General features: G+C 66.1%; 11 protein-coding genes. 2 read left to right on the top strand and 9 right to left on the bottom strand.

Features of this window, described 5'->3' with window-relative positions; genetic code table 11:
- Nucleotides 1–2: 2 nt before the first annotated feature.
- Together LDO29_RS19500 and pilM are read right to left on the bottom strand one after the other, a co-directional pair.
- Nucleotides 3–644, bottom strand: a complete 642-nt coding sequence (locus tag LDO29_RS19500; protein ID WP_224081417.1) for a PilN domain-containing protein — start codon at nt 642–644, stop codon at nt 3–5.
- A gap of 20 nt (nt 645–664) precedes the next feature.
- Complete coding sequence (pilM, locus tag LDO29_RS19495; protein ID WP_224081519.1) at nt 665–1,735, bottom strand: type IV pilus assembly protein PilM; 1,071 nt, start codon at nt 1,733–1,735, stop codon at nt 665–667.
- A 380-nt stretch (nt 1,736–2,115) separates the two neighbouring features.
- On the opposite strand from pilM, the gene LDO29_RS19490 reads away from it, so the two are divergent.
- Complete coding sequence (locus LDO29_RS19490; protein WP_224081416.1) at nt 2,116–4,491, top strand: penicillin-binding protein 1A; 2,376 nt, start codon at nt 2,116–2,118, stop codon at nt 4,489–4,491.
- Nucleotides 4,492–4,569: 78 nt separating this feature from the next.
- Here the strand turns inward: LDO29_RS19490 and cyaY are convergent, their stop codons facing one another.
- A complete protein-coding gene (cyaY, locus tag LDO29_RS19485; RefSeq protein ID WP_224081415.1) occupies nt 4,570–4,905 on the bottom strand; it encodes an iron donor protein CyaY in 336 nt (111 codons plus the stop codon).
- Nucleotides 4,906–5,342: 437 nt separating this feature from the next.
- On the opposite strand from cyaY, the gene lysA reads away from it, so the two are divergent.
- Entirely contained in the window at nt 5,343–6,602 is a 1,260-nt protein-coding gene (lysA, locus tag LDO29_RS19475) for a diaminopimelate decarboxylase (protein WP_224081413.1), read from the top strand.
- Between the two features lie 27 nt (nt 6,603–6,629).
- Here lysA and msrQ read toward each other — a convergent pair whose 3' ends face one another.
- The 6 genes from msrQ to ccsB form a co-directional block, all read right to left on the bottom strand.
- The gene (gene msrQ / locus LDO29_RS19470) at nt 6,630–7,307 is read right to left on the bottom strand and encodes a protein-methionine-sulfoxide reductase heme-binding subunit MsrQ (protein ID WP_224081412.1); all 678 of its coding nucleotides are present in this window, start codon (nt 7,305–7,307) and stop codon (nt 6,630–6,632) included.
- A 14-nt stretch (nt 7,308–7,321) separates the two neighbouring features.
- Nucleotides 7,322–8,329 (bottom strand): protein-methionine-sulfoxide reductase catalytic subunit MsrP, encoded by a 1,008-nt coding sequence (gene msrP, locus LDO29_RS19465; RefSeq protein WP_224081411.1) that lies wholly within the window; start codon nt 8,327–8,329, stop codon nt 7,322–7,324.
- A gap of 111 nt (nt 8,330–8,440) precedes the next feature.
- Entirely contained in the window at nt 8,441–9,274 is an 834-nt protein-coding gene (locus LDO29_RS19460) for an anti-sigma factor family protein (RefSeq protein ID WP_224081410.1), read from the bottom strand.
- On the bottom strand, nt 9,271–9,813 hold the full coding sequence (locus LDO29_RS19455) for an RNA polymerase sigma factor (RefSeq protein WP_224081409.1): 543 nt from the start codon (nt 9,811–9,813) through the stop codon (nt 9,271–9,273). The genes LDO29_RS19460 and LDO29_RS19455 overlap by 4 nt, the downstream gene beginning before the upstream one ends.
- 31 nt (nt 9,814–9,844) lie before the next feature.
- Nucleotides 9,845–10,288, bottom strand: coding sequence for a COG4315 family predicted lipoprotein (locus LDO29_RS19450; RefSeq protein WP_224081408.1), 444 nt, complete (start codon nt 10,286–10,288; stop codon nt 9,845–9,847).
- Nucleotides 10,289–10,430: 142 nt separating this feature from the next.
- Complete coding sequence (ccsB, locus tag LDO29_RS19445) at nt 10,431–11,600, bottom strand: c-type cytochrome biogenesis protein CcsB (RefSeq protein ID WP_224081518.1); 1,170 nt, start codon at nt 11,598–11,600, stop codon at nt 10,431–10,433.
- Between the last annotated feature and the right edge of the window lie 104 nt (nt 11,601–11,704).

Below are 11,704 nucleotides of genomic sequence, written 5' to 3'. Positions count from 1 at the left end.
GATCAGGCCTTTCCATTAGCGGCCGGCGCCTGGGCCGGGCGTACCGGACCATTCTTCTTGTCGGCCGGCGTTTCGGGAGCGCGGTAGGCGAAGCGCATGGAGAAATCGAACAGGCGGCGCTGCTCACGCAAGTTGTTGGTCATCGTCACGGCCTTGGACTCGACCAGTTCGGCCTTGTCGAGCCAGGGCACGGCGCCTATGTTGCGCAACAGCTCCGAAATGCGCTCGTTGGACTGCGCCACGCCGGCGATCGTGAACGCCTCTCCCGTCTGCTTGAGGCTGGTCAGGTAGACCCCTTCCGGCACCTGGCGCACCAGTTCCTCCAGCAGCTGCACCGGCCGGTTGCGCTCAGTCTGCAGGCTTTCCACGGCCTGCTGGCGCTGCAGCAGGGCCTCGATGTCCTTCTTGAGTGTGTTGACCTCGCGGATCTGGCTGTCCAGCCGCGCATTCTCGGCGGTCAGCACCTGGTTCAGCCCGACAACCGATTCGATCTGGTGATCGATATAAAGTCCGCCCAGCAGCACCACCAGCGCACCACCTGCCGCCGCGCCGCCAAGGATCCCGTAGACGCGTTTGCGCCGGGCAGCCTTGCGGGCTTCGTGGTAGGGCAGCAGGTTGACCGACGGGAGCGTGTTCGTTGACATTCGGATTCCCCCGGGGTGCGTTATTGCAGGCCGCGCAATGCCAGTCCGGCGCTGACGATGTACGCCGGCAGGTCACGCTGCAGATAGCGCTCGTTGACCTTGCCGTTGGTCACCATGTTGGCGAACGGATTCGCCAGCGTGGTGGTGATCTGGGTCTGCTGCTGGATGGCCGCCTGCACGCCAAGCAGCGACGCATGCCCGCCCGACAGCAGGATCTCGTCGACCCGCCCCAGGCTGGAGCTGGCGATGAAATTGCCCACTGCGGCCTGTACTTCCATGGCCAGCGCTTCGAGCGATGGCTTGAGCAGCTGGGCGCGCCAGGCTTCCGGCAGCGTGTTCTTGCGTTTCTTGATCTCGGCCTTGAGCGCGTCGAGCGTGAACATGCGCGCCGCGCTCTGCGTGAGCTGGTCGCCGTAGCTGTTCAGGGGCTGCTCGTACAGCTCTTTCCAGCCCTGGTAGAAGATGGCCTTGGAACGGCTGCCGCCGAGGTGAATGACGGCCACCACCGGCAACGCACGTGCGTCGGCTTCCGACATATCGCGCGGCACACCGAGCATCTGCACGATGGTCCGCTGCACCGCGTATTCCTCGACGTCCATGACTTGCGGGCGCAGGCCCGCCATCTCGGCAGCGGTGACGCGCTCCTGCACGCGGTCGCTGTTGGCCGCGGTCACGCGCACGCCGATGCCGCCCTCGGTCTCGCTCGGGCCGATCACGGCGAAGTCGAAATTGACCGCCTGCGACGGCGGATAGAGCCGGTGCGCCTCGGATTCGACCTGGGAATAAAGCTCGTCTTCGGACAGGTTGTCCGGCAGGCTGACGGTCTGAGACTCCGTCAGCATCGAGGGCACGCCAAGCACCACATCCTTGGTGCGGATGCCGGCCTTGCCGAGCGCACGCTTCAGCGCGATGCCGACAGCCTCGATATTGATGACGTTGCCATCGGCAACGGCATTGCGATCCAGCAGTTCGCTGGCACATTTTTCCAGCCGGTAGTCATGCTTGCTGCCCCCCACGGACAGCTCGACTACCTTGACACTGGACGACCCGATATCTACGCCGACCGTAGTCCGGCGCAGAAGCCCCGACAAAATGCCCCGTCGCAAGGTGACCCCCTGACATTTGAACTCGCCCCTGGCTTGACTGCTCTAATCGGGCGAGCCCTGTTTCTTGGATGAAACGTTTTGCTCTTTTATGTTGGTGGATTCTCACAAAAACCAGCAGTGCTGGCAATGTGCCGGTTTGACCACGCTTTTATTTTTCCGGAGGCATCGCCAAAGCGTTGCCAAAACCCCACGGTCGTCGGGTTCCCTTCCCCGCCTTTTTTCTGCTCTCACATCCGCGCAATCTGCCGCGATCCGGGACATTACATCTTGTAACAGCGCAGTAGCGTCGCAGGCGCCACTGCGCAGGAAGTTGCCGCCATCTCGGAAGATATAATCCCCCGCACTCCTGACTAGGTATTTCCCTTATGGCCACAGCACAACAGAAGCCGTCCCTCCCTGCTCGCCGCTCGCTCTGGGCGCGGATCACGTTCTGGGTGGTCGGGCTGATCGTCGCCGGCATCGTGGCGGTCGCGCTGCTGCTGGGCTATGCGCTGCTGGTGGCCGCGCCCAACCTGCCGTCGCTGGACACCATCACAGACTATCGCCCGAAGATTCCGCTGCGCATCTTCACTGCGGACAACGTCCTGATCGGCGAGTTCGGCGAAGAGCGCCGCAACTTCGTGCCCATCGCCGAAATCCCCGATGTGATGAAGAAGGCCGTGCTCGCGATCGAGGACGACCGTTTCTACGAGCACGGCGGCGTGGACTTCGTCGGCGTGATGCGCGCCGGCCTGGCGAACCTGCGCGGCGGGCTGTCGCAGGGCGCTTCCACCATCACCATGCAGGTCGCGCGCAACTTCTTCCTGTCCAGCGAGAAGACCTACACGCGCAAGATCTACGAAATGATGCTCGCGTACAAGATCGAGGCGAACCTGACCAAGGACCAGATCCTCGAGCTGTACATGAACCAGATCTACCTGGGCCAGCGCGCCTATGGCTTCGACAGCGCGGCGCGCGTCTACTTCGGCAAGTCGGTGCGCGATGTGACGCCGGCCGAGGCCGCCATGCTCGCCGGCCTGCCCAAGGCGCCGTCGGCCTACAACCCGGTCGTCAACCCCAAGCGCGCGAAGGTACGCCAGGAGTACATCCTGCAGCGCATGCGCGATCTGCGTTACATCACGCCTGAGCAGTACGACGAAGCCTTGCGCGAATCCCCGAAGGTCCGCACCGAAGGCAACGAATTCTCGACGCATGCCGAATACGTGGCCGAGATCGTGCGCCAGCTGATGTACGCGCAATACCGCGAGGAAACCTACACGCGCGGCCTGACGGTCTACACCACGCTGACCAAGCCCGACCAGGATGCCGCCTACGAGGCCGTGCGCTCGGGCATCATGAACTACGAACGCAAGCACGGTTACCGCGGACCGGAAGCCTTCATCGACCTGCCGTCCGATCAGGCAGAACGCGAGCAGGCGATCGACGATGCCCTGGTCGAACACCCCGGCAGCGACGACCTGCGCTCGGCCGTCGTGACCAGCGTGTCGCCGCGCCAGGTGAAGGCGACGTTGCTGTCGGGCGAAGTAGCCACCATCGAGGGCTCCGCGCTGCGCTTCATCGCGCCGTCGCTGTCGGCTAGCGCGCAGCCCAAGACCAGGATCCGCCCGGGCGCCATCATCCGCGTGACGCAGGATGAAAAAGGTCAGTGGTCGGTCACGCAGCTCCCGGAAGTGTCGGCGGCTTTTGTCTCGATCAACCCGCAGGACGGCGAGATCCGCTCGATGGTTGGCGGCTTCGACTTCAACCGCAACAAGTTCAACCATGTGACGCAAGCCTGGCGCCAGCCCGGCTCCAGCTTCAAGCCGTTCATCTACTCGGCCGCGCTGGAGAAGGGTTTCTCGCCTGCGACCGTCATCAATGACGCTCCGCTGACAATCGGTCCGGACACCGGCGGCCAGGTGTGGGAGCCGAAGAACTATGACGGCAAGTTCGAAGGCCCGATGACCATGCGCCGGGCACTGGCCAAGTCGAAGAACCTGGTTTCCGTGCGCATCCTGCGGGCAATCGGCACGCAATATGCCCAGGACTTCATCACCCGCTTCGGCTTCGAAGCCGACAAGCACCCGGCCTACCTGCCGATGGCACTGGGCGCGGGCAGCGTGACGCCGCTGCAGATGGCGGGCGCGTACTCCGTGTTCGCCAACGGCGGCTATCGCATCAATCCGTACCTGATCCAGAAGGTGGTCGATTCGCGCGGCAAGGTCCTCTCCGAAACGCAGCCGCAGCGCGCCGGCACCGACGCCGTGCGCGTGCTCGACGCACGCACCGCGTTCATCGCCGACAGCATGCTGCGCGACGTGGTGCGCATGGGCACGGCCAATGCCGCCAAGCAGCGTCTGGGCCGCAACGACCTCGCCGGCAAGACCGGTACCACCAACGACGCCGTGGACGCCTGGTTTGCCGGCTACACGCCCAACCTGGTGGCCATTGCCTGGATGGGCTACGACCAGCCCAAGAGCCTGGGCGTGCGCGAGACCGGCGGCGGCCTGGCCCTGCCGATCTGGGTCGGCTACATGGGCAAGATGCTCAAGGGTGTACCGGAAGCCCCCGAACGCCCGGCGCCGGAAGGCGTGGTCATGGCTGGCGGCGACTGGACCTTCGAGGAGAACGCCAGCGGCGCCGGCGTGGCTTCGGTGGGCCTGGGCGACCCGTGGCCGGGCAAGCCCGAGGAAAGCACGCGCTCGCCCGCCGATGTCGAGGCGGAGAAGAAGAAGATCCTGGAGATGTTCGGCGGCGCCTGAGCGCAACTGCCTCCAGGCAAGAAGAAGCCGGCCACGCAGGGCCGGCTTTTTTCATTGGATAACGTGTAACGCAGCGCGTCAGCTCAGCTTGAGCGCCACTTCCGCCTGCTGGCTCACGTAGCCGGACAGTGCTGCGTACAACTCGTCGCCGCTGCGCGTATCGACCCAGCGCTCGCCGTCGCGGCGGAAATGGAACCCGCCCGAACGCGCCGCCACCCACAACTCCTGCATTGGCGCCTGGCTGTTGATGATGATCTTGGAGCCATTCTCGAATTCCAGTTCCATCACGTTGCCGGTACGGCTGATTTCGATGTCGGCGTCGGCCGCGTCAGCAGCGGCTTCCACCGCGGCTTCGATACGGTCCAGCTCCTTGCCCGCCAGGGTCAGGAACTCGCTTTCACTCAAGGGGGGCATGCTAAACTCCAAGACCGCCGGCGCCAGCCCTGCCCGCCTTGCTGTTCCGCATGGGATACCGCATGGGGCACTTGCAGCGGCCGGCTTTGTTTGTTGAGGATTCCCGGATTCCGGCCATGCCCTGGAACTCTGGCGGCGGCCGCGGACGACACGCCGGCTGCCGGTCCGACAGCTTTCCCAACCGCTTTCAAGGACGACCCGATGCTCCGTCGTGTTGCGATTGTATCGGCGTTTGCCGCCGGCCTTGCGATGCCCCTGCTGGGCGGATGCGGCATTCGCGGGCCGCTGACCATGCCCAAGCGCCCGCCCGAGCCGACGGCGCCGTCCATGCCCGATCCGGGTCTGAGCCGCCCCGAGGCGGCACCGGCGGCACCAGCGGTGCCGGCAGAACCCACCACGTCTCCGGCCTCCTCCGACGCCCCCACCACCAGGTAACCATGACCGCATTTTTCCATCGCCAGGACGGCGCCCTTGTGGCCGAACAGGTGCCGCTGGCGCAGATTGCCGCCGAATTCGGCACGCCGACCTACGTGTACTCGCGCGCGGCGCTGACGGCCGCCTACCAGGGCTACGCCGCCGCCTGCCAGGGCCGCAAGGCGCAGGTGCAGTACGCCATGAAGGCCAACTCGAACCTGGCGGTGCTGCAGGTGTTCGCCCGGCTGGGCGCGGGCTTCGACATCGTCTCGGGCGGCGAGCTCAAGCGCGTGCTGGCGGCCGGCGGCGATCCGCGCAAGGTGGTGTTCTCGGGCGTGGGCAAGAACGCGGCGGAAATGGAGTTCGCGCTGGCACATGACGTGCGCTGCTTCAACGTCGAATCGATTCCCGAACTGGACCGCCTCAATGCCGTGGCCGGCCAGGTGGGCAAGCGCGCGCGCGTGTCGCTGCGCATCAACCCCGACGTGGACGCCAAGACCCACCCGTACATTTCCACGGGCCTGAAGGGCAACAAGTTCGGCATCGCCTTCGAGGACGTGCTGCCCACGTACCGGGCCGCCGCAGCGTTGCCGCATATCGAGATCACCGGCATCGACTGCCACATCGGATCGCAGATCACCGAAGTGGCGCCGTACCTGGAGGCGCTCGACAAGGTGCTCGACGTGGTCGAAGCCCTGGAACGCGAAGGCATCGTGCTGGAACACATCGACGTCGGCGGCGGCCTGGGCATCACCTACGCCGACGAGACCCCGCCGGACATCACAGGCTTTGCCACCACGCTGCTCGACCGCGTGGCCGCACGCGGCCATGGCCACCGCGAGGTGCTGTTCGAGCCGGGCCGCTCGCTCGTAGGCAATGCCGGCGTGCTGCTGACCCAGGTCGAATTCCTCAAGCCCGGCGCGGCCAAGAACTTCTGCATCGTCGACGCCGCCATGAACGACCTGGCGCGCCCCGCCATGTATGAGGCCTACCACCGCATCGAGCCAGTCCAGGCAAACAGCGCGTCGCCGGTCACTTACGACATCGTCGGCCCCGTGTGCGAATCGGGCGACTGGCTCGGCCGCGACCGCTCGCTGGCCATCCAGCCAGGCGACCTGCTGGCGGTGATGTCGGCGGGTGCCTACGGCTTCGTGATGAGCTCCAACTACAACACCCGTCCGCGCGCCGCCGAAGTCATGGTCGACGGCGACAAGGCCCACCTGGTGCGCGAGCGCGAACTGGTCGAAGACCTGTTCCGCGACGAGCGCCTGCTGCAGGACTGATCCGCCTTCCGGCCCGGCCTGCCCGCCTCAGCTGGCGGCCGGCCGCCAACGCCACCAAAGGCGCAGCCCCAGCAGCACGAACACCACCGCGGCGTAGATCGACACCTCGCTGAAGTCGTTCTTGCCGGCCTTGTGCCACCAGTAGTGCAGGATGGCCAGCACCGCGATCGCATAGACGGACTTGTGCAGCGCCTGCCAGCGCTTGCCACCGAGGCGCCGCACCATGCCGTTGGTAGACGTCAGCGCCAGCGGGATCATCAGCACAAAGGCCGTGAAGCCGACCGTGATGAACGGCCGCTTGGCGACGTCCTTCAGCATGTAGGCAAGATCGAAGCCGCGGTCGACGCCGATCCACAGCAGGAAGTGCTGCAGGCCATAGAAGAACGCGAACAGCCCCAGCATGCGCCGCATCCGCACCAGCCAGTTCCAGCCCGTGAGGCGGCGCAGCGGCGTGACAGCCAGCGTCGCGCACAGCATGACCAGCGTCCACGTGCCGGTGGAGCGCGTGACGAACTCCAGCGGGTTGGCGCCGAACTGGCTGGTGGCACCCAGGTACAGCAGGCGCACGAACGGCAGCATCGCCAGCAGCCAGATGGCCACCTTGAGAATGCGCACCTGCGACTGCGGCAACGCCGCCAGCCCGCTGGCTTTGCCGCCCCGCGCCGCGCCTGCCGCACGTGTGGAGGCCGGTTGCGAGATCGTCATGTCAGCCCTGCCCATCAGAAGAACTTCCTCAGGTCCATGCCCTGGTACAGCGACGCCACCTGCTGGCCGTAGCCGTTGAACGGGAGCGTCTTGCGCTTGGGCGCGAACAGCGCGGCAAAGCCGCCGCCGCCGCTATCCTCGCCGATGCGCCGTTCCGTGGCCTGGCTCCAGCGCGGATGGTCCACGTCCGGGTTCACGTTCGAGTAGAAACCGTACTCCTGCGGCGCCGCCAGGTTCCAGCTCGTCGGCGGCTGCCTGTCGACGAAGCGGATCTTCACGATGGACTTGGCGCTCTTGAAGCCGTACTTCCACGGCAGCACCACGCGCACCGGCGCGCCGTTCTGGTTCGGCAGCACTTCGCCATAGAGGCCGAAGGTCAGCAGCGCCAGCGGATGCATCGCCTCATCCATGCGCAGGCCCTCGCTGTAGGGCCAGTCCAGCACCGAACTGCTGATGCCGGGCATCTGCTTCTTGTCGGCGAGGGTGATGAACTGCACGTACTTCGCGCCCGGCTGCGGCTCCACGCGGCGGATCAACTCGGACAGCGGATAGCCGAGCCACGGAATCACCATCGACCAGCCTTCCACGCAGCGCAGGCGGTACACGCGCTCCTCCATCGGCGCGAGCTTGACCAGTTCATCGAGGTCATAGACCTTGGGCTTCTTCACCAGCCCTTCGACCGCCACCTGCCACGGCCGCGGCCGCAGCGTGCCGGCATTGCGCGCCGGATCGGACTTGTCGGTGCCGAATTCGTAGAAGTTGTTGTAGGTGGTCACGTCCTCGTAGGGCGTGCGCTTTTCCGTCACCACGTAGGCATTGTTGGGCGTAGCCGCCAGCTTTGGCCCGTGCCGGCCCTGCTGGGCGCGGGCTTCACGCGTGAGCCAGGGGCTCAGCGCGGCACCAGCGGTACCGGCAGCGGCAAGCGCGAGCAGGCGACGGCGTGCGGCGAACACGTGGCGCGGCGTGATCTCGGAGGCGGCGATATCGTCACCGCGCAGCCACTTCGGAGAGGGGATCAGCATGGTTGTTCCTTGATGCTTCGAACGGCCCGGGGATTGGACTTTCCCTTGGTCGGATAGTGCTGGCCATTCCTGACAGTCTTTTTCCTTGCTGCCGGATCGTGGCCGGTGCGCCTACCCGCCCTGGCCCTGGTATTGCTGGTACACCGACTGCGCCAGCGTCAGCAGCCGTGCGCGATCCACCTGCCCGGCCAGCGCGAAGCCGAGGCTGCGGTCGATCCAGTAGAACGCCATGGCGCCTGCCCCCCTGCCAGGGGCGGCCTGCGGCATCCGCTCGAGCCGGAAACCGGTATCGGGCGTGCCTTGCGCCATACGGCGCAGTTGCAGCGACAGGCGCGTTCCGTCGTCGGCTTCGTACATGAGGATCGCGGACGGCCCGCCTTCGGCCACGCCCAGGCGGCCGCCGATCAGGTGAAAGCCCTGCGGGCGCAGGTCCGGCACTTGCAGTGGCGCCCCCAGCCGCTTGGACAGCCACGCGATCAGGTGAGCCTCGTCGCTGGCTGGCACCTCCACCGGGTGGCGCACTTCAGGCGCATAGACCACGTGCGAGACCAACGCATCGCGCGCAAAGCGCTCGCCCGGGGCCATGGCAAGGGCGACACCGTCGGCCATGCGGTCGCGAGCAAGCCAGCCAATCGTTCCGCCCACTGCCAGCGAGGCGACCGAAGCACACACCGCAATCCATCCGGTGCGCCAACGGCTGGCCACACCGTCGCGCCGCGGAGTGCCGCCACGCAGCGGCTCTGGCAGGGCCACGAGCGGCACGGGCTCGTTGAGCACGCCATCGAGCGCGCCGTGTAACGCCTCAGCCTGACGGCGCCACGCGGCCACGCGCGCCGCGATGTCGGGCCGCTCGGCGAGGTATGCCTCCACGGCCGCGCGGCGGCGGCCGCTCAACTGGCCGTCGGCGTAGGCATGCAGGTCGGCTTCGTGGATCGGGGACATCATTTCACTCGCTGCAGCGTCGTACCGGCCTCCGCGACCGGGGCCGGCTGACGCGTGCCGTCCAGCAAGGCGCGCATGTGTTCGCGCGCCCGCGCCAGGCGGGACATCACGGTGCCAACCGGAACGTTCAGCACCTGGGCCGCTTCGGCATAGGTGAACTGCTCCAGGCTGACCAGCAGCAGCACCGCGCGCTGGGCCTCGGGCAGTTCCGCGAGCGCCTGCAGCAGGTCGCGCCGAAGCCCAGGGTCGGTGGCCGGGCCACTGACGTCCGGCAGGGTTTCGGTGGTCACCACAAGCTCCTTCCTGCGCACGGCATTCAGCCGGAGGCGGTGCATCAACGTGAGCAGCCACGGCAGCAGGCCATCGGCACCATCGCCCCACCACGCTCCCGGGCGAAGGCGAAAGCGCCAGCGATAACGCAACGCGCGCTCCAGCGTGTCCTGCACGAGGTCGTCGGCCTGCGCCACATCCCTGGTCAGGCCACGCGCGTGGCGCCGCAGGCGCGGCGCCAGCGCCACCAGCTGGCCCTCAAACCCGTCCATGCCTTGCCGGACTCAATCCGTCGCTGGCCGGTCAGGGCTTGGCGACGTGCCAGACATTGTTGATGTTGTCGCCGGCCCGATCGCCCGCCTTGGCATCCTTGGCGAAGCGATACAGCGGCATGCCGCGGTAGGCCCATTGCTTGCTGCCATCGTCACGGGTGACGATGGTGTAGCTGCCCGAGGCGCTGGTGCCCGGTGCTGCCATCAACGGCGGCCAGTTGGCCGCGCATTGGCCATTGCAGGCGCTCTTGCCGCTGTCCTTGGTGTCGCGGTCGAACGTGTACAGCGTCAGCCCTTGCGGGTCGGTCAGCACGCCGTTCGTCACCTTGACGGTGGGCGGCATGCTGCCGGCGCCACCCATGCCGCCCATGCCACCCATGCCCGAACAGGCGGCGAGCAGGACGGAGGCGCAGCCAAGGGCTAGTGCAGCGGGACGAAACAGCGATACAGCGGTAGGACGACGCAGACGTGCCATGATGTTCTTCTCCATGCAAGCCGGTGCCGCCAGCCGGCACCGTTCCTCCAGTAAACACCGGATGTGACGCCTTTATTCCCTGCGGGCGAAAAAAAACCTGCCCATCGGGCAGGTTCTCTTCGCTACGCGAGCAACGCAAGCATCACAATTCGCCGTAGCTGTGCAGGCCGGACAGGAACATATTGACCCCCAGGAAGGCGAACGTCGTGACCAGCAGGCCCATCAGCGCCCACCAGGCCGCAACCGTGCCGCGCAGTCCCTTCATCAGCCGCATGTGCAGCCACGCCGCATAATTCAGCCAGACGATCAGCGCCCAGGTCTCCTTTGGGTCCCAGCTCCAGTAGCCGCCCCAGGCCTCGGCAGCCCACAGCGCACCGAGGATAGTGGCAATGGTGAAGAAGGCAAAGCCGATCGCGATGGCCTTGTACATCACATCATCCAGCACCTCCAGCGACGGCAGCCGTTCGGCCAGAATGCCGCGCTGCTTGAGCAGGTACGCCAACGACACCATCGCGGCCAGCGCGAACGTGCCGTAACCAATGAAATTGGCCGGTACGTGGATCTTCATCCACCAGCTCTGCAGGGCCGGCACCAGCGGCTGGATCTCCTGCGCATTGCGGCTGACCGTGTACCACAGCAAGAAACCCACCGCAGCCGACACCACCAGCATCACGAAGGGCCCGAGCGCACGCGTGGCGTAGCGCCCTTCGTAGTAGAGGTAGAACAGCGACGTGATCAGCGTGAACAGCACGAACACTTCATAAAGGTTCGAGATGGGAATATGCCCGATGTCCGTGCCGACCAGGTACGACTCGTACCAGCGCACCAGGAGGCCCGTGAAGCCGAGCACCACAGCGGCCCAGCACAGCTTGCTGCCGATGCTGTATCCGGTTGCCGAGCGCGTGACCAGGCCCACCCAGTAGAACAGCGTGGACAGGAACACCAGCGCGCTCATCCAGAGGATGGCCGACTGGCTCGACAGGAAATATTTCAGGAAAAAAGCCTGGTCGGCGCGCGCGAGCTGCCCCTGGTAGAGCTGCACGGCGAACAGCGACAGCACGGCCAGCCCGGGCATCAGCGCGCGCACCGGCTTCCAATGCCAGCCGAGCAACGCGAAGGTCGGCACCGCAGCGATCAGCACGGCCTTGTCGTAGCCGTTCATCCACTGGCCATAGCGAGATAGCGCCACGCCCGCGCCTACGGCCAGCAACAGCGCGAAAGCCCAGTCCAGCCACGTAAGCCGGTGCAGGAAGGAAGGCTCAAGATAGGACTCGTCCAATGCGCCGGAATCGGCAGGAGTTACCGGCCGCATGGCCGGCCGGGCGGCCTGGTTCACGTTAGAAGACATAGCGTTACCTGCGATCTGCGCACAGCGCGTGGCCGTGCAACGAAGACCGGGAGGCGACCGGCGAGGAT

The sequence above is a fragment of the Cupriavidus laharis genome, assembly GCF_914271435.1.
Lineage (GTDB): Bacteria > Pseudomonadota > Gammaproteobacteria > Burkholderiales > Burkholderiaceae > Cupriavidus > Cupriavidus laharis.
Note: the sequence above shows the minus strand (reverse complement) of the source record. Positions and strands in the feature narration are given on the sequence as shown.

Bases quoted from the DNA above. Each gene is read 5' to 3' on its own strand.
- LDO29_RS19450 (WP_224081408.1), bottom strand. From the start codon at position 10,288: ATGGCACGTCTGCGTCGTCCTACCGCTGTATCGCTGTTTCGTCCCGCT.
- msrQ (WP_224081412.1), bottom strand. From the start codon at position 7,307: ATGACGATCTCGCAACCGGCCTCCACACGTGCGGCAGGCGCGGCGCGG.
- ccsB (WP_224081518.1), bottom strand. From the start codon at position 11,600: ATGCGGCCGGTAACTCCTGCCGATTCCGGCGCATTGGACGAGTCCTAT.
- lysA (WP_224081413.1), top strand. From the start codon at position 5,343: ATGACCGCATTTTTCCATCGCCAGGACGGCGCCCTTGTGGCCGAACAG.
- LDO29_RS19490 (WP_224081416.1), top strand. From the start codon at position 2,116: ATGGCCACAGCACAACAGAAGCCGTCCCTCCCTGCTCGCCGCTCGCTC.
- LDO29_RS19500 (WP_224081417.1), bottom strand. From the start codon at position 644: ATGTCAACGAACACGCTCCCGTCGGTCAACCTGCTGCCCTACCACGAA.
- LDO29_RS19455 (WP_224081409.1), bottom strand. From the start codon at position 9,813: ATGGACGGGTTTGAGGGCCAGCTGGTGGCGCTGGCGCCGCGCCTGCGG.
- cyaY (WP_224081415.1), bottom strand. From the start codon at position 4,905: ATGCCCCCCTTGAGTGAAAGCGAGTTCCTGACCCTGGCGGGCAAGGAG.
- msrP (WP_224081411.1), bottom strand. From the start codon at position 8,329: ATGCTGATCCCCTCTCCGAAGTGGCTGCGCGGTGACGATATCGCCGCC.
- LDO29_RS19460 (WP_224081410.1), bottom strand. From the start codon at position 9,274: ATGATGTCCCCGATCCACGAAGCCGACCTGCATGCCTACGCCGACGGC.